Origin of the sequence: Bacillus sp. FSL K6-3149, assembly GCF_038630515.1 — a bacterium.
Classification (GTDB): domain Bacteria; phylum Bacillota; class Bacilli; order Bacillales; family Bacillaceae; genus Bacillus; species Bacillus pumilus.
In genome coordinates this window covers 1,715,580-1,741,916 of record NZ_CP152034.1, presented here as the reverse complement: position 1 = coordinate 1,741,916, position 26,337 = coordinate 1,715,580, and the positions used below count along the sequence as shown (strand labels likewise).

24 protein-coding genes are annotated in these 26,337 nt (G+C 43.9%); 7 read left to right on the top strand and 17 right to left on the bottom strand.

All coding sequences use genetic code 11. The annotated features are described in order from the left end of the window. Nucleotides 1-12: 12 nt before the first annotated feature. The 10 genes from MHB83_RS08695 to MHB83_RS08650 form a co-directional block, all read right to left on the bottom strand. A complete protein-coding gene (locus MHB83_RS08695; protein ID WP_003213926.1) occupies nucleotides 13-993 on the bottom strand; it encodes a tripartite tricarboxylate transporter substrate-binding protein in 981 nt (326 codons plus the stop codon). A gap of 3 nt (nucleotides 994-996) precedes the next feature. Continuing rightward, nucleotides 997-1,695, bottom strand: a complete 699-nt coding sequence (locus MHB83_RS08690) for a response regulator (protein WP_170966035.1) — start codon at nucleotides 1,693-1,695, stop codon at nucleotides 997-999. 3 nt (nucleotides 1,696-1,698) lie between these two features. Next, a complete protein-coding gene (locus MHB83_RS08685) occupies nucleotides 1,699-3,294 on the bottom strand; it encodes a sensor histidine kinase (RefSeq protein WP_342496839.1) in 1,596 nt (531 codons plus the stop codon). A 139-nt stretch (nucleotides 3,295-3,433) separates the two neighbouring features. After that, nucleotides 3,434-6,274: an exosporium glycoprotein BclB-related protein gene (locus tag MHB83_RS08680; RefSeq protein ID WP_342496820.1), complete on the bottom strand. Its 2,841-nt coding sequence runs from the start codon at nucleotides 6,272-6,274 to the stop codon at nucleotides 3,434-3,436. 112 nt (nucleotides 6,275-6,386) lie between these two features. Next, entirely contained in the window at nucleotides 6,387-7,472 is a 1,086-nt protein-coding gene (ribD, locus tag MHB83_RS08675; protein ID WP_342496819.1) for a bifunctional diaminohydroxyphosphoribosylaminopyrimidine deaminase/5-amino-6-(5-phosphoribosylamino)uracil reductase RibD, read from the bottom strand. Nucleotides 7,473-7,748: 276 nt separating this feature from the next. Then, the gene (locus MHB83_RS08670; protein ID WP_050945775.1) at nucleotides 7,749-9,506 is read right to left on the bottom strand and encodes a WD40 repeat domain-containing protein; all 1,758 of its coding nucleotides are present in this window, start codon (nucleotides 9,504-9,506) and stop codon (nucleotides 7,749-7,751) included. Nucleotides 9,507-9,510: 4 nt separating this feature from the next. Next, nucleotides 9,511-10,314, bottom strand: a complete 804-nt coding sequence (locus tag MHB83_RS08665; protein WP_050945774.1) for an SUMF1/EgtB/PvdO family nonheme iron enzyme — start codon at nucleotides 10,312-10,314, stop codon at nucleotides 9,511-9,513. A gap of 33 nt (nucleotides 10,315-10,347) precedes the next feature. Continuing rightward, complete coding sequence (locus MHB83_RS08660) at nucleotides 10,348-11,073, bottom strand: GTP cyclohydrolase II (RefSeq protein ID WP_050945773.1); 726 nt, start codon at nucleotides 11,071-11,073, stop codon at nucleotides 10,348-10,350. Nucleotides 11,074-11,351: 278 nt separating this feature from the next. Further along, nucleotides 11,352-12,008 (bottom strand): methyltransferase domain-containing protein, encoded by a 657-nt coding sequence (locus tag MHB83_RS08655; protein ID WP_003214095.1) that lies wholly within the window; start codon nucleotides 12,006-12,008, stop codon nucleotides 11,352-11,354. 950 nt (nucleotides 12,009-12,958) lie between these two features. Further along, the gene (locus tag MHB83_RS08650; RefSeq protein WP_003214326.1) at nucleotides 12,959-13,306 is read right to left on the bottom strand and encodes a general stress protein; all 348 of its coding nucleotides are present in this window, start codon (nucleotides 13,304-13,306) and stop codon (nucleotides 12,959-12,961) included. A 221-nt stretch (nucleotides 13,307-13,527) separates the two neighbouring features. On the opposite strand from MHB83_RS08650, the gene MHB83_RS08645 reads away from it, so the two are divergent. Together MHB83_RS08645 and MHB83_RS08640 are read left to right on the top strand one after the other, a co-directional pair. Continuing rightward, nucleotides 13,528-13,917, top strand: coding sequence for a YfmB family protein (locus MHB83_RS08645; protein ID WP_003214189.1), 390 nt, complete (start codon nucleotides 13,528-13,530; stop codon nucleotides 13,915-13,917). A 108-nt stretch (nucleotides 13,918-14,025) separates the two neighbouring features. Beyond that, entirely contained in the window at nucleotides 14,026-15,030 is a 1,005-nt protein-coding gene (locus MHB83_RS08640; protein ID WP_003214060.1) for an NADP-dependent oxidoreductase, read from the top strand. 35 nt (nucleotides 15,031-15,065) lie between these two features. On the opposite strand, the gene MHB83_RS08635 is transcribed toward MHB83_RS08640, so the two are convergent. Further along, on the bottom strand, nucleotides 15,066-16,208 hold the full coding sequence (locus tag MHB83_RS08635; protein ID WP_003214170.1) for a DEAD/DEAH box helicase: 1,143 nt from the start codon (nucleotides 16,206-16,208) through the stop codon (nucleotides 15,066-15,068). 152 nt (nucleotides 16,209-16,360) lie between these two features. On the opposite strand from MHB83_RS08635, the gene MHB83_RS08630 reads away from it, so the two are divergent. Beyond that, complete coding sequence (locus tag MHB83_RS08630) at nucleotides 16,361-17,914, top strand: ABC-F family ATP-binding cassette domain-containing protein (RefSeq protein WP_044141251.1); 1,554 nt, start codon at nucleotides 16,361-16,363, stop codon at nucleotides 17,912-17,914. 216 nt (nucleotides 17,915-18,130) lie between these two features. On the opposite strand, the gene MHB83_RS08625 is transcribed toward MHB83_RS08630, so the two are convergent. The 3 genes from MHB83_RS08625 to MHB83_RS08615 form a co-directional block, all read right to left on the bottom strand. Then, nucleotides 18,131-19,321: an MFS transporter gene (locus MHB83_RS08625; protein WP_342496818.1), complete on the bottom strand. Its 1,191-nt coding sequence runs from the start codon at nucleotides 19,319-19,321 to the stop codon at nucleotides 18,131-18,133. Nucleotides 19,322-19,377: 56 nt separating this feature from the next. Beyond that, nucleotides 19,378-19,803, bottom strand: coding sequence for a MerR family transcriptional regulator (locus MHB83_RS08620; protein WP_003213966.1), 426 nt, complete (start codon nucleotides 19,801-19,803; stop codon nucleotides 19,378-19,380). Between the two features lie 147 nt (nucleotides 19,804-19,950). Next, entirely contained in the window at nucleotides 19,951-21,834 is a 1,884-nt protein-coding gene (locus tag MHB83_RS08615) for an ABC-F family ATP-binding cassette domain-containing protein (RefSeq protein WP_342496817.1), read from the bottom strand. Between the two features lie 133 nt (nucleotides 21,835-21,967). On the opposite strand from MHB83_RS08615, the gene MHB83_RS08610 reads away from it, so the two are divergent. Then, entirely contained in the window at nucleotides 21,968-23,035 is a 1,068-nt protein-coding gene (locus MHB83_RS08610; RefSeq protein WP_003214241.1) for a glycosyltransferase family 2 protein, read from the top strand. A 186-nt stretch (nucleotides 23,036-23,221) separates the two neighbouring features. Beyond that, nucleotides 23,222-24,613 carry an amino acid permease gene (locus tag MHB83_RS08605; RefSeq protein WP_050945768.1) on the top strand — a complete coding sequence of 464 codons (1,392 nt, stop codon included), beginning with the start codon at nucleotides 23,222-23,224 and terminating at the stop codon, nucleotides 24,611-24,613. A gap of 36 nt (nucleotides 24,614-24,649) precedes the next feature. On the opposite strand, the gene MHB83_RS08600 is transcribed toward MHB83_RS08605, so the two are convergent. Next, nucleotides 24,650-24,883, bottom strand: coding sequence for a hypothetical protein (locus MHB83_RS08600; RefSeq protein WP_024424583.1), 234 nt, complete (start codon nucleotides 24,881-24,883; stop codon nucleotides 24,650-24,652). Nucleotides 24,884-24,889: 6 nt separating this feature from the next. Further along, nucleotides 24,890-25,147: a hypothetical protein gene (locus MHB83_RS08595; protein WP_003213975.1), complete on the bottom strand. Its 258-nt coding sequence runs from the start codon at nucleotides 25,145-25,147 to the stop codon at nucleotides 24,890-24,892. Between the two features lie 65 nt (nucleotides 25,148-25,212). Here MHB83_RS08595 and MHB83_RS08590 point away from each other — a divergent pair, with 65 nt between their 5' ends. Next, complete coding sequence (locus MHB83_RS08590) at nucleotides 25,213-25,692, top strand: Hsp20/alpha crystallin family protein (protein WP_284907810.1); 480 nt, start codon at nucleotides 25,213-25,215, stop codon at nucleotides 25,690-25,692. Here MHB83_RS08590 and MHB83_RS08585 read toward each other — a convergent pair. After that, nucleotides 25,673-25,900, bottom strand: a complete 228-nt coding sequence (locus tag MHB83_RS08585) for a hypothetical protein (protein ID WP_226804756.1) — start codon at nucleotides 25,898-25,900, stop codon at nucleotides 25,673-25,675. The two genes, MHB83_RS08590 and MHB83_RS08585, sit on opposite strands and share 20 nt — an antisense overlap. A gap of 83 nt (nucleotides 25,901-25,983) precedes the next feature. Here MHB83_RS08585 and MHB83_RS08580 point away from each other — a divergent pair, with 83 nt between their 5' ends. Then, the gene (locus tag MHB83_RS08580; protein WP_137055410.1) at nucleotides 25,984-26,337 is read left to right on the top strand and encodes a hypothetical protein; all 354 of its coding nucleotides are present in this window, start codon (nucleotides 25,984-25,986) and stop codon (nucleotides 26,335-26,337) included.

The following is a 26,337-nucleotide window of genomic DNA, read 5'->3' as shown; positions in this document are numbered from 1 at the left end:
AAAAAAGCGGTCTCACTCGACCGCTTGTTCTCCTTGAATAAACTGCTCATATCGCCTTAATTGCTCTTCCATAAAGATCTTTGCCTCTTTGCTGTTCATATAACGACTTGTCCAGCCCTTTTGCTTTAATTGCTTTTTCCAGGACTTAGTCTGTGTCATTTTTTGAAGAAGCTGATCCCATTCACGAATCTCGTGCTGATTCATTTGTTTGGGTCCCATGACACCACGCCAATGAGAAAAGATGAGCGGGATGCCTTGCTCTTTCCAAGTAGGCACATCTTCAAATCCCTCTAAACGCTGATTGGTTGTGGTCGCTATGAGTTTTAGCCTCTTCTTTTCATAATCATGACGAACCTCTGTAATCGTTGTTGTTGCTGCATCCACCTCATGGTCAATGAGCGCCTGAAATAAATCATCTGCACTGTCAAATTTTAAAAATTGAATGCGGTATGGATCAATTCCTGCCATTTCTGCCGCTCGTGCGAATGAGATTTGATCATCATTTCCAAAGTCTGGGGCAAATCCAATTTTTAAGGAATCCGGTTTCTTCTTTAGTGTGTTTAATAGCTCCTTCCCATTTGAAAAGGGAGAATCCACTGGGACTGCGACGACCTGCCACTCTTCCGCAAGAATCGCAAGTGGCGTGACATCATTCATTGTCATGTTACTGCTGCCAAGCAAATTACGGCTTAACAATAAGCTTGAATTTAAACTAATATAGTTGGTATCTCGCTCCAGCATATATGTCCATCCTTTATCCACCGTTCCGCCTCTTTGATAAAGGATATTCACCGGCCGCTTCACCAGCTTTTCCTTCTCGAGCACTGATTTCATCACTTGAGCTGTTTGGTCAAAGCCGCCGTCAGGGACACCAGACACCACGATATATAATGGGCTGTGCTGCAGGAAAGAGTCACCTCCCTTTTTTTCATTAAAGGTGAGCGTCATACAAAGACATATTATGATCACGACAAGGCATATTGCTTTTTTCATCTTTTAAGACTCCGCTTGCTTTTTGGCAGGATAATATTTTCGCTCTGGTCTGCCAATAATTCCGTACGCAAGCTCTGCCCGGCATTCTCCTGTTGTCACGAGATACTCAACATACCGTCTCGCTGTTGTACGTGATGCCCCCATCTTTTCTCCTAGTTCTTCTGCTGTAATTCCATTATTCTCTGATGCCATCAATGTTTTCACCTTGTCCAAAGTCAGCGAATTGATGCCTGTAGGCAGGTCTCTGTCATCCTGTTCCTTTGGCTCTTCCTGCATCTGTCCAAAAAACAAATCAATCATCGTTTGATTGACTTCATCCTTGGAATTGATGATGTCTTTCTTCTCTTTATATTCAGTTAAAACTTGCGCAAACTTTTGTGCGGTCACTGGTTTGATTAAATAATGAACCACTCCGTATTGAAGGGCATCTCTTAAAAGTGTCGTTTCCGTTGCCGCTGTGATAATAATCACATCTATTTCTGGATAGCGTTCTCTTAAAAGCGGCAACAAGTTTGTGCCGAGCTCATCGGGCATATACACATCAAGCAAGATGAGGTCGACTTGTTCCTTTTGAAGCGCCTCCCACATATCCTTTGCACTCTTTGCCTTTCCGGCGACTTGAAATCCTTCTATTTGTTGTATATAAGATGCATGAATGGCTGCGATTCGAAAATCATCCTCCGCAATGAGTACCTTCATCACCATTTATTCCCCCTTTGTGCCTTTCGGTATGTATGCAGTGAAGATGGCACCGCCTTCTTTTTGGTTCGTTATTTCAATCCAGCCCCCAAGTTCGTCCAATACTTCTTTGACATTGGCGAGTCCATAGCCTCGTCCTTCTCCCTTTGATGAATGTCCTCTTGTGAAAAGTTGTGAAATGGCTCCTTCATTGACACCATCCCCTGAATCAGACACCTCTATGATAATATCAAATCCAATATCTGTGATGAACAAGCTTACTTCTCTTTTCTCCTGATTCAATACAGCCTCAAACGCATTGTCTACGAGATTGCCGATGATGGTAATAAAGTGAGATAGACTTAAATGTGCTGGTAGCGGCTCCAATGAACTATTTTCATCGATGTGGAAATGTACCTTCTTCTCAGAGGCTTTCCCTAGCTTGCCAAGTAGGATGGCTTGTATTTTAGGAGATCGTATTTGCTTCATCAGTAAATCGTGCTGACGGTTTTGCAGCGTATATTCTTCCTTTATTAAGTCAATGGCTTCATCCACTTGCTTCAGCTCAAGCAAACCTAAAATGGCGTACAGCTTATTTGAAAATTCGTGTGTTTGCGCTCTCAGGTCTTCTGAATATTGGCTGACCTCTGTTAATGTATCCAACAGCTTCGTCAGCTCTGTTTTCTCCCTGAAGCTCACAATCCCTCCAAAGACACGGTTGTCCTGCACCACTTTTTTCACATTTAAGACATAGGTTTTATCATTGACGACGGTTTCGATGTTCGGTTCAATTGTCTCTTCCTTTAAATAGACAAGGAGATTGGCTTTTGGCAAGACTTGATCAATATGAAGCCGCAGCTCGGATGAAACGCGCAGCATGTGTTCAGCAGATGTATTCATCATCGTAATCGCGCCTTTACGGTCAAACGCAATAATCCCTTCTTTTATCGCAAGCAGCATCGCTTCTCTTTCTCGAAATAATGAAGCAATTTCATGCGGTTCAAGACCTAATGTATCTTTACGAATACTTCTTGTTAAAAAGATCGCTCCGAATATACCAGGCAAGAGCACAAGAAGAGCAATATAGCTAAGCTTGAATAGTTGATGGGCTGTCGCTTGATCGATTTCCTTTTTTAAAAATTCGACGGTGACTGTGCCAATAATTTCTTCATGCTTGCCTGTTTCTTTCATAATCGGGGCACTGCCTCTGACAACGGTTTCACCATTAGAATCACCCGATGATATGGAGGTTCCCCCAAAAAGCAGGGTACTTCTTCCTCTAAATACACTGATGGTTTTTCCTACATTCTCATGGTTCGTATGAAAAAGGATCTTCCCTTTTTGATTGGTAATGAAGATGGCATGTGCTCTAACTTGATCCTTCATTTGCTCAAGTACTACCTGTTCTTCATTTTTCGATGCAGATGTGGCCACCGATGTTTTAATGGGCGGCATATATGAGATTGTTCTAGCGGTTTGCACCGCCAGCTGTTCTGCTTGCCGCTGCCTTTCTGAGGTCTGCAAAAAACCAAAACAAATGGTCAATAACGCAATGACAACAAGCAAAAGCCCGATAATTAATCCCAAAATTTTCGTTTGTAAAGTGACTTTCCTTTTGCCCATCCTCACCGCCACAACCCCTAATTCAAGTAGATTCATCGAATAGACTCTAAGAAAATCATATCATTTTTTCTTACGAAGTTGAGAGAAAATTCATTCAAACAAAAAGGACGACTCAAATCGAGTCATCCCTTTGTGTCTATTACGTGATGGATAAACCAGCACTCGCATAGCCTGCTACAGCGTTAACTAAGGATAATCCTGTTGCAGTCGCAGAGAAAACAACCAGTAATCTTGTTTCTGCTGTAACTGGCACATTCAGACCAGTAGCGATGCCGTTTGAAATAGCACCAATAGTGAGAATCCCAGTTAATGGTGGTGCCAACGTGACACTTGCTATTTGAGTGAAGCTGTTATCTGGTGTCGGTGAAGCAAATAAACTTGCTGTTACTGTAATATTCGTGCCGACTAAAGCCAATGCTGCCGTGGTACTAAAGTATCCAGCAAATGAAGTAATGGTACCATCTCTTGGTACAGAGAATGCCATATTTAAAAGCGTACCTGCTGCACCTGTTAAGTCAATGACACCGCCTAAGATACTGACACCAGTTGCAGAGCTACCAAAGCCGACCAAACTAGATGTCCCGACTAGACCGCCTGCAATCGTTGTTAAAGCGACAGGTAAACCTGATGCAAACGGAATAATTGCACTCGATCCAGTAGCACCTGTGGCACCTGTGGCTCCCGTGGCTCCTGTTACTCCGGTTGCTCCGGTATCTCCTGTTACACCTGTGGCCCCGGTCAATCCTGTAGCTCCCGTTACTCCGGTCGCTCCGGTATCTCCTGTTACACCTGTGGCCCCGGTCAATCCTGTGGCTCCAGTGACACCTGTTGCACCTGTTGCACCTGTTACTCCGGTTGCTCCGGTTGCTCCGGTATCTCCTGTTACACCTGTGGCTCCAGTGACACCTGTTGCACCTGTTACTCCGGTTGCTCCGGTATCTCCTGTTACACCTGTGGCCCCGGTCAATCCTGTGGCTCCCGTTACTCCCGTGGCTCCTGTTACTCCGGTTGCTCCGGTATCTCCTGTTACACCTGTGGCCCCGGTCAATCCTGTAGCTCCCGTTACTCCGGTCGCTCCGGTATCTCCTGTTACACCTGTGGCCCCGGTCAATCCTGTAGCTCCCGTTACTCCGGTCGCTCCGGTATCTCCTGTTACACCTGTGGCCCCAGTCAATCCTGTAGCTCCCGTTACTCCGGTCGCTCCGGTATCTCCTGTTACACCTGTGGCCCCGGTCAATCCTGTAGCTCCCGTTACTCCGGTCGCTCCGGTATCTCCTGTTACACCTGTGGCCCCGGTCAATCCTGTGGCTCCTGTTACTCCCGTGGCTCCTGTTACTCCGGTTGCTCCGGTATCTCCTGTTACACCTGTGGCCCCGGTCAATCCTGTAGCTCCCGTTACTCCGGTCGCTCCGGTATCTCCTGTTACACCTGTGGCCCCGGTCAATCCTGTAGCTCCCGTTACTCCGGTCGCTCCGGTATCTCCTGTTACACCTGTGGCCCCGGTCAATCCTGTAGCTCCCGTTACTCCGGTCGCTCCGGTATCTCCTGTTACACCTGTGGCCCCAGTCAATCCTGTAGCTCCCGTTACACCTGTGGCCCCGGTCAATCCTGTGGCTCCAGTGACACCTGTTGCACCTGTTACTCCGGTTGCTCCGGTATCTCCTGTTACACCCGTGGCGCCGGTCAATCCTGTAGCTCCCGTTACTCCGGTCGCTCCAGTGACGCCGGTCGCCCCAGTATCTCCTGTAGCACCTGTTACTCCGGTTCCCGTGGCTCCTGTAGCTCCCGTTACTCCGGTTGCTCCCGTATCTCCTGTGGCGCCGGTCGCTCCTGTTCCTGTAGCACCGGTTGCTCCGGTCGCTCCCGTGGCTCCTGTTACTCCGGTTGCTCCCGTATCTCCTGTGGCGCCGGTTGCTCCTGTTCCTGTAGCACCGGTTGCTCCCGTGGCTCCTGTTACTCCGGTTGCTCCCGTATCTCCTGTGACGCCGGTCGCTCCTGTTCCTGTAGCACCGGTTGCTCCGGTCGCTCCTGTTACTCCGGTTGCTCCCGTATCTCCTGTGGCGCCGGTCACTCCTGTTCCTGTAGCACCAGTTGCTCCGGTCGCTCCCGTGGCTCCTGTTACTCCGGTTGCTCCCGTATCTCCTGTGGCGCCGGTTGCTCCTGTTCCTGTAGCACCGGTTGCTCCGGTCGCTCCCGTGGCTCCTGTTACTCCGGTTGCTCCCGTATCTCCTGTGGCGCCGGTTGCTCCTGTTCCTGTAGCACCGGTTGCTCCGGTCGCTCCCGTGGCTCCTGTTACTCCGGTTGCTCCCGTATCTCCTGTGGCGCCGGTTGCTCCTGTTCCTGTAGCACCGGTTGCTCCGGTCGCTCCCGTGGCTCCTGTTACTCCGGTTGCTCCCGTATCTCCTGTGGCGCCGGTTGCTCCTGTTCCTGTAGCACCGGTTGCTCCGGTCGCTCCCGTGGCTCCTGTTACTCCGGTCGCTCCCGTATCTCCTGTGGCGCCAGTCGCTCCTGTTCCTGTGGCTCCTGTAGCACCGGTTGCACCAGTTTCACCAGCTGCTGCTAACAAGGTATAATCTGGCGACGTACCTGGCGTACCTGTTGGTGGTGCTGTATTCACGATATACGTCCCACCTTCGAATGTCACCACTTGACCTACTGGATAGGTTGGGGCTACCGCTGGATCAAATGCCACGATGCCAGTTAAGCCTACTCCCGTTGGACCTATCGGGCCTGCTGGGCCTGCTGGGCCTGCTGGACCTGCTGAGCCCGCTGGACCTGCTGGACCTCTTCTGCCTGGCCGACCTTGAATGACACAAACACAAGGATCCTTTCCGCAGCAAGGATTTTTCCCTGTTTTTCCTTTCTTACAACTATCACATTCCCATCCATCATCCTTATACCCATCATACCAGCTCTTTTTTTGATAGTGGCCTTTCGAATGAGTTGGATAGGTTTTTCCACATTGTCTACATCTTTTCATAGAATCACCCCCATCCATCGTATTCAACCTCATAGTGAAAGGTGTATGTACATTTTTATTTTTATTTGGAAAAGTTGAGAAGACCTTGCGCTCCATACACAAGGTCTTTGTTTCATTGAAATCTCATCGTCATTTTTAAATCTTTTCCTACCATACTATATTCAATATTCGCTGGACGGATCGCCTCTTTTAGTTTTTTCACACCCTCTCCTTCAAAGAAAGTAGGTGCGTCTTTCCCTCCGATCAATAAAGGCGCCATATAGATAACGGCTTCGTTCACAAATGATGCTTCTAAAAATGACGCACTCACACTGCCTCCTGCCTCAACAAGCACTGACATCACAGAGCGCTTCTTCAACATGTGTAACACATCCTGAAGATCTGTCCGATGTTCTCCGCTTGTGACAAATACTTGATGTCCTTTTTGTATCAGCTGATGATACTTTTTTTGATCGTAGTTTTGTGATGTACAAATAATGGTTTCCGCCATGTGATCTGTTAAGCATTTGGCATGAAGCGGAATTCTTAATGTGGAATCTAAAATGACACGAATGGGCTGGGTCATGATTGAATCTTTCACAATAAGACCTGCATCATCTTGAATAATCGTTTCGACACCTGTTATCACAGCATCTGCTTCTTGGCGCAATTGCTGCACTTCTTGCCTCGCTTCTGTTCCTGTGATCCATTTGCTTTCAAGTTGAGCTGTGGCAATTTTCCCATCTAATGAAATGGCTGATTTTAAGATGACGTAGGGAAGGTCTGATTGAATGAAATGGAAAAAAGGCACATTTAAGCGATCCGCCTCCTGTTTACATATTCCTTCATCTACTTCGATCCCTGCTTGTTTCAAAACGGTAATCCCTTTCCCTGCTACAAGCGGATTCGGATCTTGCGTCGCAATGACTACTCGTTTCACACCACTTTTGATAATCGCTTCTGTGCAAGGACCCGTTTTCCCATGATGCGAACAAGGTTCGAGCGTTACATACAGATGAGCTCCTTCTGCCTTTTCTCCTGCCATGTGCAGTGCATGAATTTCAGCATGAGGTTCGCCCGCCTTCATGTGAGCACCCATTCCAACAATTTCACCTTGCTGCACAATGACTGCACCGACAAGCGGGTTTGGGGAAGTTTGCCCTTTCATTGCCTTTGCGTTGGCAATCGCCAGTTTCATATAAAACACATCGTCTTTCATGTGAGTCTCCTTTCTTCTCTTTCAAGGGAAAGAACTCCTTCAGGAAATGAAGGAGTTCTATTCTCATATTTTTTCCATCCGTTTCTTTTCAGAACGATCATAGTAAGGCAAGGAATAAAAAAGTTTATATGATGCTCGTTGTTTACAAAAACAGCATTTGCGACATTCATATTTATTAATGAGGAGCACATGCGGACAATTGAGTACAGTCAGACCTTTTTTCATATGTTCCTTGCAAACACTTATCATGAGAATCCCCCGCTTACATTCTTTTTCTTAATGAGAGATTACTTCTTTTGGAAATTGTTCAAATAAGCGCAGTACTTCGGTATACGTGCCATCTTCTCGAATATGATAAATCCCACCATCATACGAGCTTGCGTATACATCATTGCCTAATTGTCTGATGGCACTAATTCCATTCTTGGCAATTCTAATTGGGCCGGTATTGACCCCAAGCTCTGGATTCCACACAACGATATAGCCCCAATAATCTCCGCTCACAATATAGCCAGAGTCTGTGACAGAGACCGATTTAATCGAATACTGGTGTTCATTATGCTGGTCTAAAATTCTTCCTGTATGCAAATCAAACAATCTCACATTCTTGTCACGGCTGACAATGGCAATACGATCTCTTTTGCTATCAATGAATACGTCATTTAATAGCTCAGTCGCCCCGATATATTTCGCTTTTAAAGACAAGCTCTTCTTATCTAAAAGACAGATGGTTCCTTCTACCGCAGCTGTGATGATATGATCTCCTTCTACTTTTAGTGCTTTCACAGCACAATCGTGTGCTTTGGAACGACCAACTTCCTTTAAATGCTCCGTCGAAATGACATGTACATAGCCGCCGTAAGTTCCAATATAAAATTGCCGATCCTCCTCGTGGAAATACACACTGTTGACCGGCCCTGTATTGAGATCAAACGAAACCATTTGCTGTAATGATTCATGAACAATATGCACCTGACTTGCATGATCTCCCCAAGCATAATAGCTTCCATCTCGTGCGACAGCCACTCCATTTGTTAAAACGCCTGTCGATTTAGCGATTTCAATCCCATTCTTTCTGAATTTTCCGTCATCTGATGCTGTGATGATATCTCCCGCATCAGTCAGTGCAATATCATTAATAGATGGTGTCGCCATTTCGATCTCATCTGATACCACTTTCCCCTTTTCAATAGACCATTCACAATACGTTTTTCCAAAGCTGGCTCCTAGGATGGATTTCTCATCCTCCGTCCAGACAAGCGAGCGCTCCCACTGATATTTATGAGGGAGAAGAGTATCAACCAAATCCCCTGTTTCGTAATTCCACAGCTTAATTAAATGGTCATAGCCTGCTGTCAGCAAGTAATTGCCGCTTGGAGAAAAGTTCACACGCTTGACGCCCTGTAAATGAGCTTTGATGATTTTTTTCTCCTGTAAAGTCACCGCATCATAAATAATAACGGTGCCATCGTCTCTGCCAAGTGCGAACACTTCTTTTTGATTGCTGCCGCTGATTGTGTCCAGCTCATAATCAAACGGACCGATCTCCCCTACAATTTCTCCTGTATCATACAGCCACACAAGAACATAGCCATCATCACCTGTTGTATAAGCTTTATCGCCATGTATCCATACAGCTAATACATCCTTGCTATGTCCATGAAATTCTCTTAGGATGGCTCCTGTTTCGATATCCCAGACTAAGCATCTTCTATCTCTAGACACCGATACAAGCAACGTATCCTGCTTCGCAAAAGCAACGGCTTCTACATCATCCGCATGACCAAACAGGGTGCGAATTTGAGTATGAGTACTTGTATCAAACAATTGAATGGTATAGTCTGACGATGCACTCGCTAAATACTTTCCGTTTTCAGAAAGAGATAAAGAGTTAATGATATGCTCGTGACTTCCAATAAACGTTCCTTCTCCTGTCGCCCGGTTCCACTGATAAATACAGCGGTCATAGCCGCCAGTGTAAACAATTTGGTCCTGCTGAGTTGATAAAACAGATGTAATTGGTCCTCTATGCATAGTTTTACACTCCCACCTTTATATGTTGTTTTTGACGAGTCATTACACGAAAGCCAGTAAATCGAAAAACAGGGTCTGGGTGCTTTCCGTGTCTTCTGGCGACTCTGCATAAATCTCCGCCTCTTGCAAAGGAGCCGCCTTTTAAAATGTAGTAATCACTGCCAAGCGTTTCCGTTAAATCATCTACGACCTCAATGCCGCCTTCGTACACATGATATTTGGTGTTGACCCATTCCTCGACGTTGCCCCCCATATCATAAAGACCGAATAAGGATCTGCCCTTTTCGTAATGGCGGACAGGCGTCGTTTTTTCGATATTTGATTCGTACGTATTACAGGAAGAAGGGTCAAACTCATCTCCCCATGGGTATTGATTTCTCGTGTTACCCCGGGCAGCATATTCCCATTCTTCTTCAGTAGGAATCGACACGTCTATCCCGAGTTTTCCGCTCAGCCACTGACAGAATGAGAAGGCTTCCTCGATCTCCATGCCCCACGCCGGATGATCTTTCCCGCCGCCAAGCTCTTGATTCGTTAAGCTCTCTGGGTACGACTGGCCTGTTTCATCACAATAGCTTTGATACCATTCATTGGTGACGACCGTATCTGAAATGAAAAATTCATTGATATACGACTGATAGGATGGAAATTCTTTATACAGCCATTTTTGAAATTTTTTCTCACGGCCGTAAGTTGGATTGAGAAGCTTGTCCTTCCAGAATTCTGATGCCTTTTTCATATCTTCTTCATTACTTCCGATTGTTGCATAGCCGCTTGGGATTTGAATCCAATTGATTTCAGGTTTCACGCTTTTCTCCCGCCTTCTTTAAAGTAAACTCATCTACTGATTAATTAATTTTTTCTCATCGACCATATGCCCTGAGGCTGCTTTTGCTTTTAAATAGGCTTCATTATAGAGAGAGGCTTCGACCGTATGATCAAACCGCAAAACAGGAAGACCGTAGGCAGCAATGGAATCGACTTTATCTGGATTGTTCGTTAGGAGATGCATTGGTTTCCCTTTGTTTAAATAGTGCAGAACAGCCGCTGCCTCCTCGTAAATCCGGTCATCATCTCCGCAGCCAATCAGACGGTTGGCTTCAAAAGTATCCAGCTGCATTTCCTGTAATTTATACGTCAATGCTTTCGCCATTAGCCCAATTGACCGCCCTTCTTGATTGGCCATATAGACGAGCATGCCTTTTCCGTAATCGGTGATTTTCTTCAGCGATAACGCAAGCTGTGGACCGCAGTCACATTTCAGTGACCCAAACACATCCCCTGTTTGGCAGACACTATGAATTCGCACAAGCGGCGGCATTTCATTTTCAAAGTCGCCAAATAAGAGACAAGAGGAAAAGGTTTGCTGCGCGGTACTCATTTGGACAATAGATTCGATCGTTGGTTTTGTCTCCCCTTCAACAGGTGCGAAGGCATACCATTTAAATGGCACTTCTTCATGTTGAATGGAGATTGGCAGGTTCACTGGCCCCACGAGCAAATAGTTTTTTTCTTGAAAGGTAAAATGATGAATCATTGATTGCAATTCATCTACAAACTTGTTCATTTGTCTCCCCCCTATTCATCGCTGCACCCAAATCGACTCCGGTAGCGCAGTGATGGTGATGAATATGTGCCTGCACTAATAGCTTAAAAGAACATGGATGTGCGTTTCCTCTCATCGTTCAAACCTTGATTCCACCTATTCTAGCGATATGTCAATCTAGGTCTTTTCCAGTACAAAGGAGCAGAATTCTTGGTTCATAACGCCTTTCCCTTACATGTTGCGCACAGGCTGTTTCTTAGAATGAACACCTCTGCTACGTTTGAGTGTTCACCTTTGTACTAGATTTTGACGGCAATGACATGATGCTGGCTAATGCCGGCTTTTGCTTTTAATGGTGTAATCGATACAAGCTCCAGACCTGATGAACAAATTCTTTCTCCAAGCTGAGAGTCTGAAAACGAAAAGTGGAAACGGCCATCCTCTCCGATTAATCCTGTTCTCCACTCTTCTCCCCATACAACAAGTGAGAAGACGCCGCCTTCATGAAGCAAAGAGGAAACCTGTTTTAAATAACGCTCATGATCATCAGGGTGCTGGTGATGAAAGCAGCCATGATCTAAAATTAAATCAAACTGCATCCCTCGACCCTGGCCCATCGACCAGGACATAAAATCTTGATGAACAAAATGGACAGGAACCGTTTCTCTTTTCTGTAATCCTACCCACTCCTCATGCTCATACAGGTCGATGCCGACATATGCGGAAAGCCCGCTTAAATGTTCAAGTGCCCGGCCGTTCCCGCACCCGATATCCAGCACAGAAGCAAGTGCATTCTTTTCCCTTGAACGCCATGCCTTTAGTGACACCACGGCTGCATCTGTTAAAGATGGATCAGTAGACCACATATCTGTTCTTTTCTCATAATGTTCTTGAAATGCCATTCGCATTTTTTCTAGATACAACCCACTGTCTTCATGGTATAAAGCCTTTTTCATCACAGGACCTCCTTCTATTTAAAATCGACTTTCCGGGCAAAGGTCATTTTCAAGCCAAACACCTTATGTTAAAATGAAAGATGGATTTTTTAGGAAATCTATTTTCTGAAAAAGAAGAGAAGCATCCCACATGTTCACTCTTCTTTTTCAGCATGCATCCTCATATGCAGCCATTTGACAGCTGCAGCGCCTCAGCTTGTTCTCTCTTTTTTTCATATGAGTTCACCTCCTTCACCGTTCGATCAACTCACTGCCTTTCTTGAAAACGCTTTCTCTATTGTGCAGGAATACGACGTCTTTTAATTATCTCTTGCAAAGTGATCATATTAGAAAGATCATCTACTGTTTAAATCGACTATCATTTCTTCTTCATGTAAAAAACCATTTTCTTGTGTTTTAGTAGAAATTTCCCGAGTGCTTTTACCTTGGTTTTATGCCACCACCTATCACTAGAGTGTGCCTAGAATAAACCCATCAGAAATTTAACAACTACTTCCATAACAACTGGAATAAGCCAAATATATTGTTTTTAGATTATTTTGTCAACAAATTATTTCCTAAACATTAAAATGAATTTTCTAATTGAAAATACAGGTATTTTTCGTGGTTTTTTGACCTCAAAACACTTATTTCTACATAAAAACACAACATAAACCAATAGAACTAAGAAATTTATCTACTAAATTACACAAGATTCCCATTACATTTTGAAACAAAATTGAAAGATACAATAATTATTTCCCGAATAGATTTTTGTGATATTTTGACTATTCCTTTCTCATTTCCTATCATTTTCTTTGGTATATCTGCATTTTCAATTAGATGATTTACTGTTTATTCCAATCTGCTGTTTTTTCTTAATATAGGAAAAAAGATGCATCCTCTCCTTCAGAGATGAAGGCATGAAAAAAAGCCCCTTACGAAAGTAAGAGACTTTTTTCAGTTGGCGATTATGCCCAAGTTTTCACTTTTTCATGGTCTGTCACAAAGAGAAGGACTTTCCCTTCGTCTAAATGTTCTTCAAATGTTTCAGCTTCTTCTTTAGAGAAACCAATTTCATGGATTTTATTTCGGAGCTCATCGCCCTTTTTACTAAAGATGTTCCCAACAGCATGTTTCAGTCCAACTTCTCTTGGACCTATCGTATTGGCATCTGCGTTTCCAGCAATACGCTCTGTACGATCATCGTCATGGGACAGAACATAAATGTCCTCTCTTGCAACACCGAGTGATTTTAATTGCTCTACATCTCTTTGAAGTGTTTCATCATTTGAATACTCTCTTACAACAGGTTTCATTTTATATTCCTCCTTTAGCGTCTTACGAATCTTTTACCCGTCACTTTTATCATTAAACCTTCCTTGAGCACATCCATTTTACATTGTGTACTAGCCATGCCTATTGACTTATTTTTGACAAAAACCCTGTAAAAATGACTAAATTTTCAGAAATATTATGTTCATCCCTGCTATTTTGGTGTACAATTCTTGTACTGGAGGCTAGAAATGAGGTAGAGCTGATGTATTACTTTTCAGCGGAGCAGCAGTTTAATGCTTGGGTTGTCAGTGATTTGGTGAAACAGCTTTTTCAAAAGTGGAATCCTGAAGAAGCAAAAGCAAAGCCGCTTACATTGTTTGCTGAACAGCACTTTCGCATCTCCATTGATTATCTCTTTTCCATCATTATTAACATTGGAGATATCGAGTCAATTGAACAAGATCCACAAGACCTGTTGTCCTCATACTTGAATATCCTTTTTCCTTTTGTGACGCGCGATATGATGAAAGCCTCCATGCAAAATGCGAACGAATATTTATTAAAAGAACGTGATGCGGACGTGTATCAGCTGTTTGGCTGTCTGCCACCGCTCCTCTCTGTTGACTTCCAAAAAAGTAGTCCTCATCTCTGAGATGGCGGCTGCTTTTTTGTATGTGCTTGAAATAGACCGTATGTTTTGAATGAAAAGAAGCATCATGTTAATGTAAATCTAGGTTGCAAGTGAAAGGGAGGATTTGACATGAGTCAACAAAAGCAAATTCAATTAGCCAAACGTCCACAAGGATTACCTACAAAAGATGTTTTTCATTTTGAAACAGTCGATATACCTGTGCCGCAAGATGGTGAAGTCTTGATTCAAACGAAATATGTTTCTGTAGATCCTTATATGAGAGGACGAATGCAGGATACAAAATCCTATACACCTCCATTCAAGCTAAATGAAGTGATTCAGGGCGGTGTTGTCGGAGAAGTTGTCGAGTCTAAATCGTCTCAATTTGAAAAAGGTGATTTTGTTCTTGGATTCCTTGGCTGGCAAGAATATTCTACAGCCAAAGCTGAATCTCTGACTAAAATTGATCCATCCATTGCGCCATTGTCCTATTATTTAGGCATTTTAGGCATGCCAGGACAAACCGCTTATTTCGGTCTTCTTGCGATTGGTCAGCCAAAAGAAGGCGAGACCGTTGTCATTTCTGGGGCCGCAGGTGCTGTTGGTTCCGTTGTTGGGCAAATTGCTAAGATCAAAGGCGCTCACGTCGTTGGGATTGCGGGATCTGATGATAAGCTGGCTTATTTAAAAGAACTGGGTTTTGATGAAACGATTAATTATAAAACAACAAATGACTTAGATGATGCTATTGCAAAGGCATGCCCTAACGGCGTCGATGTGTATTTTGACAATGTAGGCGGCGAAATATCTGATGCTGTGATGAATCATTTGAACCGCTTCGCACGTATTCCAGTGTGCGGCGCGATTTCGTCTTATAATATTAGCGCAAGCGAGGACATCGGACCGCGTGTGCAAACAAAACTCATTAAAACAAGCGCATTGATGCAAGGCTTCATTGTTGCCAACTATTCAGATCGTTTTGAAGAAGCAGCAAGAGATCTCGCACAATGGGTAAAAGAAGACAAACTGACTTACAAAGAAACAATCATTGAAGGCTTTGACAACATTCCTGATGCATTCCTCGGACTATTCAAAGGGGAAAATGTCGGAAAACAGCTTGTCAAAATTTCATAAAAAGAAAGGACCCTCCATGTGGAAGGGTCCTTTTTCTATGCTTGCTTTGGCGCAAGATGCAGCTGGCCTTGCTTATAAACAATTTCCTGAAGCGAAAGATTCAGCTTTTTCGCCATTTTTTTCAGCATTGATTGCTCTTGAGGTGTGACAAGACTGATGACAGCCCCTTCTTTTCCTGCGCGACCGGTTCTGCCTGAACGGTGGATATAGCCTTCTTCGTTTGGCAGGTCGGCATGGATCACATACGGCAGATCGTCAATATCGATGCCTCTTGCTGCGATATCCGTTGCAAGAAGAAGCGGGAATTCACGCTGTTCAAATTCCTTTAAGATGATAGCACGCTCTGCTTTTTTCGCTTCACTATGAAGGACACCGAGGTCGACATGGTGATATGCTAATTTCTCTGCATAAATGCTTAAATTCGTAATATCACGCACAAAAACGAGCGCCTGCATGTCCTCAAGCCGTGATAGCTTTTGCAGTAGTTTCACTTTGTCACGCTGGTCACATAACAGATAATAGTGTCCTACTTTCTGCGCTTCTTCCTCGCTTCTGGCAATTTTCAATACTTCTGGTTCAGTTGTCATTTCTTTAATCAGTTGAACCGTTTCGTCTTTCAGGGTTGCAGAAAAACAAAGAATTTGTCTTTCTTTTAATGTGGATTTAATAATCGCTTGGATCGTTTTCATATGCTCTGGCACAAGAAGCTGATCTGCTTCATCTAGCACGATCGTTTTGACTTCGTGCATTTTCAGTTTCTTGATTTTGATTAATTCTTGTACACGGCCAGGTGTTGCGACAACGATGTTCGGGTGTTTCTTTAGTTTTTCCTGCTGCTTTTTAATGTTCGCTCCACCAATCAAGGAGATCGCTTTGATGTCTGATCCTTGTTTGAACTCTTGCACGACATCAAAAATTTGCATCACAAGCTCTCTTGAAGGTGCCAAGATTAAGACTTGCGGGTGCTTGATATTCACATCGATTTTATTTAAAAGCGGCAACACATACGCCAGTGTCTTCCCCGTTCCCGTAGGCGATTCTGCAATCACATCACGCTTCTCCGTAATCCATTCTGCTGTTTTTTCTTGTATAGCTGTTGGTTTTTCAAAGCCAGCCGCTTGGAAGTTCTCTTGTATAAATGGCTTTGCTTCTTTCAAAAATGCCCAATTTTCTATCATGTCGATCTCCTTTATCCTCATTCAATCTATCCTTTAGTATCTCAAAATCAGCTTTGAAACGCAATTTTTCTTTTGATGCTTTTATCGAGCCGGACAGTTCGATATAATCATGAGAGGCACTAGCCGTTTTGAATCTATTTGAGGTGTAAAAAATGATATTATCTGTTAAAGATTTAAGCCATGGCTTTGGCGACAGAGCCATTTTTCACGAAGTCTCCTTCCGTTTATTAAAAGGCGAGCATGTCGGCTTAATTGGCGCCAACGGTGAAGGGAAGTCAACGTTTATGAATATTATTACTGGCAAGCTGGAGCCAGATGCAGGAAAAGTCGAATGGGCAAAAAATGTCCGTGTTGGCTACCTTGATCAGCACACTGTGCTAGAAAAGGGCAGAACGATCCGCGAAGTCCTTCAGGATGCATTCCACTATTTATTTTCCATGGAAGCAGCGATGAATGACATTTACGGCAAAATGGGTGAAGCCGATCCTGATGAGCTGGAAAAGCTGTTAGAGGAAGTGGGTGTCATTCAAGATGCGCTCACAAACAATGATTTCTATATCATTGATTCCAAGGTTGAAGAAATAGCCAGAGGTCTTGGGTTAACGGATCTTGGGCTGGACCGTGATGTGACGGAGCTGAGCGGCGGGCAGCGTACAAAAGTATTGCTTGCGAAATTGCTGTTAGAGAAGCCAGAAATTCTCCTTCTCGATGAGCCGACCAACTATTTAGATGAGCAGCATATTGAGTGGCTGAAGCGCTATTTACAGGAATATGAAAATGCGTTTATCCTCATTTCACATGATATTCCGTTTTTAAACAGCGTCATTAACTTGATCTATCATGTTGAAAATCAAGAGCTCACGCGCTATGTTGGTGATTATGATCAATTTAAACAAGTGTATGAAGTCAAAAAGCAGCAGCTTGAAGCAGCTTATAAAAGGCAGCAGCAGGAAGTCGCTGAATTAAAGGACTTTGTTGCAAGAAACAAAGCACGTGTCAGCACAAGAAATATGGCCATGTCCCGTCAGAAGAAACTGGATAAAATGGATATGATTGAACTCGCAGCAGAAAAGCCAAAGCCTGAATTCCACTTTAAGACGGCACGGACTTCTGGGAAATTGATTTTTGAAACAAAAGATTTGGTCATTGGTTATGATGAACCGCTCTCTCGTCCATTAAATCTGAAAATGGAACGCGGGCAAAAAATTGCGTTATACGGCGCTAACGGGATCGGAAAAACGACATTGCTGCGAAGTCTCCTTGGAGAAATCTCGCCAATTTCGGGTGAGGTGGAACGCGGAGAATTCCTTCATATTGGCTACTTTGAGCAAGAAGTAAAAGAGCAAAACAGCAACACCTGTATTGAAGAGGTATGGGGCACCTTCCCTTCTTACACGCAATATGAAGTGAGAGCCGCTCTTGCAAAATGCGGATTAACGACAAAACATATTGAAAGCCGCGTGTCTGTATTAAGCGGAGGAGAAAAAGCAAAAGTCCGTCTTTGCAAGCTGATCAACGAAGAAACCAACTTACTTGTTCTCGATGAGCCGACCAATCACTTGGATGTGGATGCGAAAGAAGAACTAAAACGTGCATTAAAAGAATACAAAGGGAGCGTCTTATTGATCTCTCACGAACCTGAATTTTATCAAGATGTAGCCACTGAAACTTGGAATTGCGAATCTTGGACGACCAAAGTATTATAGGCTTCAGATTGTTGACAAAGGGCTAAAATGATCTTTATTTTAGCCCTTTGTCTTCTTTTCAGCATGATAGAAAACCTTTGAAGTCTAGGAAGGACGAGTACCGGAGTGGAGCGAATTGAACATTCGTGAGCACCGGAACGCAGTCCTGACAAAGAATGCGAGGGTTTGTCTACACGCTGAGCCATATATGTGATGCAGATATATGGCTTTTTCTATTTAATGACCTGCTTGAATATTGATGAGATGCTTACGACCAATAAGCAGGATGATCATGGCTAACAGAACGACAGCCGCCCCAACATAGTAAGGGGTGCTTGCTGTATAAGATTCAGCAAGTACGCCGGCAATCCAAGGAGCAATCGCGCCCCCAATAAACCGTACAGCACTGTAAGAGGATGAAGCAATGGAACGCTCAACCGGTGCTGATCCCATCACAGCGGTCGTGAGCACAGTATTGATCATGCCAAGAATACCCCCAGCAATGACAATTCCGCAGATGACGACGACTACATGTGAAGTCCAGATCCCAATACCGAATAAAATCACAGCAAACGAAGCAAACAGAACCACAAGAGAAGTCAATGTCCCAAGCTTGCGATGAATGACCGGCGCTGAGAAGACGGATGTCACAGCTAAAAATAGTCCCCATCCAAAAAAGACATAACCAAGACCATGCTCATCCAGATGAAGCACAAATGGCGAATACGCTAAAAGCACAAAGAAACCAAAATTGTATAAGAAAGCGGCAGATGCCATCGTTAAAAGCCCTTTATATTTTAACGCCCCGACAGCCTCGAATAATTTCACCTTTTTCTGAGGTTTTTGCATCGGTGGAAGCATAAACGTAATGGCTAAAAGAGCAACAAGCATTAATACCGCAACGCCAAAGAATGGTCCGCGCCAAGAGATCGTCCCAAGCTCTCCCCCAAGCAGTGGTCCAACCGAAATCCCAAGACCTAGTGCAGCCTCGTATAAAATAATGGCCTTCGCACTTCCTCCAACAGACACGCCAACAATGACAGAGAGAGCCGTTGAAATGAATAAGGCATTCCCGATGCCCCATCCGCCTCTAAAGCCGATTAATTCGTTAATCGTTGAAGAGGTACCGCCTAAAGCAGAAAAGACAATAATAAAAATAAGTCCGATTAATAACGTCCATTTCGCACCAATCCGGCTAGAGAGAAAGCCGGTAAAAAACATCACAAAGCCGGTCACAAGTAAGTAGCTCGTAAATAAAAGAGAGACCTGACTTGGAGATGCATCTAATTGTGATGCAATGGCCGGCAAAATCGGGTCCACAAGTCCTATCCCCATAAATGAAATCACACATGCAAAGGCAACAGCCCAGACGGCCTTCGGCTGTCTAAGCAGACTTGTACGCTGTTTTAACACTTCTTCTTCCTTCATTCCATCAGAACCTTTCCTTCAAATGTTGACAAAATAAAATAAACACACAGAGGTGTTTATTTTTGTAATTGCTCAATTGCATGAGCCGCTTTATCTTTCATCGTTTCAAGATCCTTTTTAAAGGATTGAATCGTTTCAAGCTTTTTTGTAATCAATTGATGCTGCACAGTCAGCTGCGCATCCATATCTAACAGCTTCTCTAATCGTTCCTTCGGATCAAGCGACAGCAAATAGCCTTCTTTATTTAGCTCTAGCTGTTTTCCTATTTCCATAAACGATTGAAGCTCTTGTAAAGAAAAGCCGAGTACCTCTTTTGCCTGCATTACTTTCTCTAGTTCTTCCATGTCGTCCTCTGAGTACAGTCTGACACCGCCCTCTGTCCGCTTTGGTGCTGATAATAAACCAATCTCTTCATAGAAACGAATCGTCCGTTTCGTCAGCCCGCTTCTTTTCGCCACTTGATCAATTTTCATCCATTCCATTGCCAGTGCCTCCTGCTCATCAATTCATGATTTATTATACACCTTTATAACCTTAACGTAAACGTAAATGTTTGAGTTCTTGATTCTCTCATGTTTTGATGTAAAGCAAAAAAACCTGTAGAATGTTCTACAGGTTTCATATTAGGATTAACCCTCTAATTCCTCAATCATGATCGACAGTTCTGTCCAGCGGTCCATTGCTTGTTCTAGTTCTTCAGCAACGGCTTTTTGTTCGTCCATCAGCTCTTGAATTTTCCCAAAATCACTGCCTGCTTCTGCAATGCTGGCTTCAAGCTGCTGATGTTTTTCCTCTAATGCCTGAATCCGGTCTTCAATTCCGTCCCATTCAAGCTGATCTTTATAAGAAAGTTTTTTTCTCTTTTTAGGCGCCGCTTCTACTTGTTTCTCAGCAGGCTTTGTCTCTGTCCGCTTCGCCTCTTTTTCTTGCTCCAGGTAATCGCTGTAAGCACCTTGGTAGTGTGAAATGCGGCCATTTCCTTCAAAGACAAGCAGACGGTGAACCACTCGGTCTAAGAAATAACGATCATGCGATACGGTCATGACAACGCCAGGGAACTGTTCTAAATAATCCTCTAAAATGCTAAGTGTCTCCGTATCAAGATCGTTCGTCGGCTCATCTAGAAAGAGAACATTCGGTTCTTCCATTAAGACTTTCAGTAAATACAGTCTGCGGCGTTCTCCCCCTGACAGTTTGCGAATAAACGTCCGCTGCATGGATCTTGGGAATAGGAACCGTTCCAGCATTTGCTCTGCTGTCACTATGGCGCCATCAGATGTCTTAACGATTTCAGCTGTTTCCTTGATGTATTCAATGATCGTCAGCTCTTCATCCATTTCCTTGTGATCCTGCGTGTAATAGCCAATACGAACGGTTTGTCCAATCGTCAATTGTCCTGAAGTCGGTTCAATTTTACCCGCTAGACAGTTGAGAAGCGTCGTTTTTCCGACTCCATTCGGTCCGATAAACCCAATCCGGTCGCCCGGTACGACTAAGTCTGTAAACCGCTCCACAAGGATCTGGCCAGCAAATGAAATCGATAAGTCTTCTGCCTCTATGACTTGTTTTCCTAGGCGATGGGAACCGATGGCGAAATCCAGCTCTCCCTTCGCATCAGGCCCTTTTTGATCCATCAGCTCTTCGGCTCTGCCGATGCGTGCTTTCTGCTTCGTCGTTCTTGCTTTTGCCCCTCTTCTCAGCCATGCAAGCTCGCGTCTGAGTAAGTTTTGACGCTTCGTTTCTTTTACCTGAGCCTCTGCTTCTCGTTCCGCTCTTTTTTCTAAAAAGACTTCATAATTTCCTTTATACGTATAAAGCTGTCCTTGATTCAATTCGTAAATCCGATTGGCCACCCGGTTGAGGAAATAACGATCATGCGTCACCAGAATGACAGCACCGCTGTATTGACTCAAATATCCTTCGAGCCATTCAATCGTTGCATTATCGAGATGGTTGGTTGGCTCATCTAAAATCAGCAATCCCGCAGGCTGAATTAAATTTTTAGCAATCGCGACACGCTTTTTCTGTCCGCCTGATAAGGCATGAACAGAACGGCTCACATCTTTGACGCCAAGCTTTGTCAAAATCGTTTTGGCTGACAGGTTCGCATCCCATGCGTCTTCCTGATCCATTCGATTTTGCATGCGCATGAGCGCCTCTTGTTTTGCTTCATTTTGCGGATCATGCTCTAAATCAGCGAGTGCCTGTTCATATGCCTTCATCGTTTGAATCATGGGTGCTGTTCCAGAAAAAATGTAATCGAGAATCGTTTCATCCCCGTTCATTTCAGGGTCCTGCTCAAGAAATTCGATATCAAGTGTCCCTGCCTTCGTGATGTCACCCTCCTCAAACGATTCAAGTCCTGCAATGACCTTTAGGAGCGTTGACTTTCCTGTTCCGTTTGGTCCAATCAATCCGATGCGTTCCTTTGGTTCTATATGAAAAGAAATATGATCAAACAGCGTTTTCTCGCCATAGGTTTTATATAATCCTTCAACATTCAATAAACTCATTTTTATCAGCCCTTACATAGATTCTTCCTTTATTCTAAATCAGCCAGTAGCAGAAAACTAGTTTTAAAAAACCTGCTGCTGAAAAGAATGTTTCCTTTTGCTGCTCGATACACTATGAAGAGGTGATCTAAAGATGGTAACCATTAGCTTATGTATGATCGTGAAAAATGAAGAGGAGGTGTTAGCGGACTGCCTCTCCTCTGTTCAAGACATTGTCGATGAGATGATCATCGTTGATACAGGTTCAACAGATCGTACGAAGGAGATTGCTCACTCCTTTTCAGCACAGGTACTTGATTTCGAATGGGTTCAGCATTTTGCCAAAGCCCGCAATTTCGCTTTCTCACGTGCAACGAAAGAGTATATTTTATGGCTTGATGCAGACGATGTTCTGCTAGAAGAAGACCGTCAAAAATTTCTTCAGCTCAAAGAGACACTCGATCCTTCGGTAGATGCCGTCTCGATGTTTTATCATGTGGGATTTGATGAAGACGGTCGGGTGAATTTTAAATATAGAAGAAATCGCCTAGTGAAGCGTGCCTTAAACTTTCAATGGTACGGAGCCGTTCATGAGTATCTTCAAGTGTATGGCAACATCTTTCCAGCCGATATCGCCGTCACACACCAAAAGCGTAAGAAAACAACCGCTGGTGAGCCTGGGCGCAACTTGCGAATTTATGAAGATATGCTGGCAAAGGGAGAGAACATGACACCCCGTGATCTCTTTTACTTTGCCAATGAATTAAGAGATAACAAGCAGCATGTCAGAGCGATTCGTTTTTATCATGAATTTTTAGCGACAAAACAGTGCTGGATTGAGGATGAAATTCGCGCATGCCAATATTTAGCCGACTGCTATTATGCGGTAGGTTTCGAGGAAGCGGCTTTATCCTCATTATTACGTTCTTTCTTATATGATCAGCCTCGGCCAGAATTTTGCTGCCGGATCGGGGATCATCTAAAAATTCAAAATAAACATCAGGCAGCGATCTTTTGGTATGAGCAGGCGCTGAAGGCTCCTGAAAACGAAGCAGCCTTCACACTCACACAGTATAAAACGTGGTATCCTCACCTTCAGCTTTGCTATTGTTATTATCAGCTCGGCAATTTGGAGAAAGCCAAAACACATCACCTTGCCTCCGCCGCCCATAACCCCACTCATCCAAGTGTGCTGTATAATGAAAAAATATTTACTAAATAGACATAGACTATCTATCGCCACATCCGCCTTCCATCTCTTGGCGGATGTCTCTTTTTAAGCACAAATTCGATTGTGGCGTTTAATACTTTAGTGATTTAAAGCGTTCTCCAACCAATTGACTAAATTATCATTTAAGCATATACTAACACTCGTCTTACGAAAAGATTTATCCATTAGGAGGTCAACATGAGTTCTTTATTTCGAAAAAAGTCTCTCGACCAGCTCATGCTTGAAAGTCAAACGAAGCGGCTCAGCCGATCGTTAAATACGTTTGATTTAATCTTGCTTGGCATTGGCTGCGTGGTCGGGACTGGTATCTTTGTGATTACGGGGGTTGCTGCTGCGAAAGATGCGGGACCTGCGATTATTATATCTTTTATTTTAGCTGCGATCGCATGCGCCCTTGCTGCTTTTTGCTACGCTGAATTCTCCTCGTCCATTCCTGTGTCAGGAAGCGTCTATACGTATTCCTACGCAACACTTGGGGAATTTCTCGCCTTCTTAATGGGCTGGGATCTCATGCTTGAATATGTCATTGCGCTCTCTGCTGTAGCAAGCGGATGGTCGTCCTATTTTCAATCACTGCTCAGTGGATTCGGTCTGCACATACCGAAGGCATTATCAGCTGCACCTGGAGCCGCTGATGGAGCCGTCTTTAACCTTCCAGGCGCACTCATTATTTTGCTCATCACCTTTATCGTCTCAAGAGGCGTCAAAGAAAGCACGAAGCTGAATAACATCATTGTGCTGATTAAAATTGCCATCGTCCTTCTCTTTATCATTTCTGGCTTTGCTTACGTCAAACCTGAAAACTGGACACCTTTTATGCCGATGGGCTTTCACGGCGTGATTGCTGGAGCGGCGACTGTCTTTTTTGCTTACCTTGGATTTGATGCAATCGCTAATGCGTCTGAAGAAGTCAAAAATCCTCAAAAGGCGATGCCAATCGGAATCATCGGTGCGCTCGGTGTTTGTACGATTTTATACATTGGTGTTTCATTCGTCTTAACAGGCATGGTTCACTATACGAAGCTGAATGTCAGTGACCCTGTCGCATTTGCTCTTCAAGTTGTTGGCCTGAATAGTGTGGCGGGCATTATATCCGCAGGTGCTATTATCGGGATTACGACAGTGTTAATTGCACTTGTTTATGCTCAAGTTCGCTTAACCTTTGCCATGAGCCGAGATGGACTCATGCCGAAAATCTTTTCAAACGTTCATCCAAAATCGAAAACACCGGTTGCCAACACTTGGCTCACAGGTGCTGTTGCGGCATGTATCGTTGGATTCGTTAACTTATCTACGCTAGCGAATTTAGTCAGCATCGGTACACTTGCAGCCTTTACGGTGATCTCTATCGCTGTGATCGTACTACGGAAAAAACATCCGAATATGAAGACAGCTTTTAAAGTACCTTTTGTACCTTACCTTCCCATTATTAGTGCGGTCATTTGTATGATATTGGCTGCTACACTGAAATGGGAGACATGGAGAGCCTTCCTGATCTGGGTGGCCATTGGTGTCGTTGTCTATTTCACCTATGCAAGACGAAAAAGCCATCTGAATGAAACAAATTAGAAAAGAGACACGGGATTCCCGGTCTCTTTTTTTTGCTTAAACCACGCTGTTTTTGACTGAATTTGAGTCCACCATATCTGGATCTAACACGCTTGAAATCGGTATGACAAGCGGTGAACAATCTCCATTGTCCTCTCCAAATCCTTGGTTCAATTTCATTGAGAGAAAATAATCGATCTGCTGATAAGGACCTAGCGTCAGTGATGCACCCCGATCCATTGCATTGATTTTAAAAGCACCGACATTGACGACTGAGGGTGAGAATAACATCACACGTCACTTCCTTTGAATGGGTTTAGCTGCTGGTGAAAAAGAGGCAGGTGAGTCCACTTGATCTCGATCATCTACATGGCTTTTTGTCCCGACAAAACCACTGGCATCTCCAAAATTTTGTCCGTACCCCTGATTTTTTTTATCTGAGTTTTGCCACTCTGCTAACAAATTTTGTCCGACATTCACCGCCGATGCATTTTCAAAGGAATTAATTTTTAACATGAAAATATTAATATTGATATACGGAGTTGGTTGAACCACAGATAAACCTCCTTTTTATAGGTATATGCAAGCACCCATCAAGTATGTTAACAGGAGGTCTTCACATGGACTTCGAAAAAATGAAGCAGTGGATGGATATTGCCCAGCAAATGCATGGGGATGATTTTTGGAAAATGATCTTCGATGATGAGCAAAGATCTCCCTTTATGGCAAATGGTCCATCTCCCTTTACATTCACTCAGCAGGATCAGCGCGGCCCAGACGCGTCGTTTCCACCAATCGACATGGTGGAAACCGCGACAGAAATTCAGTACTTATTTTATTTACCTGGCTACCGAAAGGAAGATGTACAAGTGTTATCATATGGTGAATATTTGGTTGTGAAAGGACAGCGTCTTTCCTTTTTTAATGAGCAGGATTTTCGCCAAAAGCAGGGGAAGTATGGTCCGTTTGAAAAGAAAATCCGGCTTCCAGAAATGATTCTTGGACAAATGAATGCGGCCTTTAAAGACGGTGTACTTTATATCAGGCTGCAAAAGGATGAAGGAAAAGCGACTGCTATTATCATAGATGACGAATATTGATACTCACGGCGTCGATTTGATCACGATCATCAATCGCTTCAATCGGAAGGATCGTGATCACGCCATCAGCATTCTGTTCCCCAAAGCCATTGTTCCTTTTGATCGTACTGCAATGATTGCGAACAAACGTCGAGCCAAACGTCATAGATGATCCTGTGCCAATCGAATTCGTTTTCATATGAGCAATGTGAATCTGAGTAGGCAGCATGTGCGTCTCCCCTTTCTTGTCATCTCTATAAGTATATATCTCACAGCTTTTCCATAGACTAGATCAAGGCAGAAGAAAAGGTTGTGGTCTACTTGAAACATTTCATTCTATCACTCTTTAAAAAAACTGAATCCAGTCCATCCCCCTCTGTCACCGAGCTGGAGAAAAGGCTCACCGCTCTCGAGCAAAAAATGTCCGCACCAGCTTCTCCTGTCTCAGAGGATACACACATTCATATCGAATCCCTGCATGTGGACAAAATTGATTACCATTTAGAGTTTGGGGAGCTTTCCATTGATCAGCTTCAAGGCAGGCTCAATATTGGGGCAACCTATTATACGCCAAAGGACACGCACATCAAAAAATCAGCACCTCCACCGAAGCCAAAAGAAACAAAAACACCGACAGTCTCGATTCGATCAAAGCCATCATCTTAA

Excerpts from the sequence above, each read along its gene's own strand:
- MHB83_RS08695 (WP_003213926.1), bottom strand. The coding sequence starts at position 993 with ATGAAAAAAGCAATATGCCTTGTCGTGATCATAATATGTCTTTGTATG.
- MHB83_RS08685 (WP_342496839.1), bottom strand. The coding sequence starts at position 3,294 with ATGGGCAAAAGGAAAGTCACTTTACAAACGAAAATTTTGGGATTAATT.
- MHB83_RS08680 (WP_342496820.1), bottom strand. The coding sequence starts at position 6,274 with ATGAAAAGATGTAGACAATGTGGAAAAACCTATCCAACTCATTCGAAA.
- ribD (WP_342496819.1), bottom strand. The coding sequence starts at position 7,472 with ATGAAAGACGATGTGTTTTATATGAAACTGGCGATTGCCAACGCAAAG.
- MHB83_RS08670 (WP_050945775.1), bottom strand. The coding sequence starts at position 9,506 with ATGCATAGAGGACCAATTACATCTGTTTTATCAACTCAGCAGGACCAA.
- MHB83_RS08660 (WP_050945773.1), bottom strand. The coding sequence starts at position 11,073 with ATGAACAAGTTTGTAGATGAATTGCAATCAATGATTCATCATTTTACC.
- MHB83_RS08655 (WP_003214095.1), bottom strand. The coding sequence starts at position 12,008 with ATGAAAAAGGCTTTATACCATGAAGACAGTGGGTTGTATCTAGAAAAA.
- MHB83_RS08650 (WP_003214326.1), bottom strand. The coding sequence starts at position 13,306 with ATGAAACCTGTTGTAAGAGAGTATTCAAATGATGAAACACTTCAAAGA.
- MHB83_RS08645 (WP_003214189.1), top strand. The coding sequence starts at position 13,528 with ATGTATTACTTTTCAGCGGAGCAGCAGTTTAATGCTTGGGTTGTCAGT.
- MHB83_RS08640 (WP_003214060.1), top strand. The coding sequence starts at position 14,026 with ATGAGTCAACAAAAGCAAATTCAATTAGCCAAACGTCCACAAGGATTA.
- MHB83_RS08635 (WP_003214170.1), bottom strand. The coding sequence starts at position 16,208 with ATGATAGAAAATTGGGCATTTTTGAAAGAAGCAAAGCCATTTATACAA.
- MHB83_RS08630 (WP_044141251.1), top strand. The coding sequence starts at position 16,361 with ATGATATTATCTGTTAAAGATTTAAGCCATGGCTTTGGCGACAGAGCC.
- MHB83_RS08625 (WP_342496818.1), bottom strand. The coding sequence starts at position 19,321 with ATGAAGGAAGAAGAAGTGTTAAAACAGCGTACAAGTCTGCTTAGACAG.
- MHB83_RS08620 (WP_003213966.1), bottom strand. The coding sequence starts at position 19,803 with ATGGAATGGATGAAAATTGATCAAGTGGCGAAAAGAAGCGGGCTGACG.
- MHB83_RS08615 (WP_342496817.1), bottom strand. The coding sequence starts at position 21,834 with ATGAGTTTATTGAATGTTGAAGGATTATATAAAACCTATGGCGAGAAA.
- MHB83_RS08610 (WP_003214241.1), top strand. The coding sequence starts at position 21,968 with ATGGTAACCATTAGCTTATGTATGATCGTGAAAAATGAAGAGGAGGTG.
- MHB83_RS08605 (WP_050945768.1), top strand. The coding sequence starts at position 23,222 with ATGAGTTCTTTATTTCGAAAAAAGTCTCTCGACCAGCTCATGCTTGAA.
- MHB83_RS08600 (WP_024424583.1), bottom strand. The coding sequence starts at position 24,883 with ATGTTATTCTCACCCTCAGTCGTCAATGTCGGTGCTTTTAAAATCAAT.
- MHB83_RS08590 (WP_284907810.1), top strand. The coding sequence starts at position 25,213 with ATGGACTTCGAAAAAATGAAGCAGTGGATGGATATTGCCCAGCAAATG.
- MHB83_RS08585 (WP_226804756.1), bottom strand. The coding sequence starts at position 25,900 with ATGCTGCCTACTCAGATTCACATTGCTCATATGAAAACGAATTCGATT.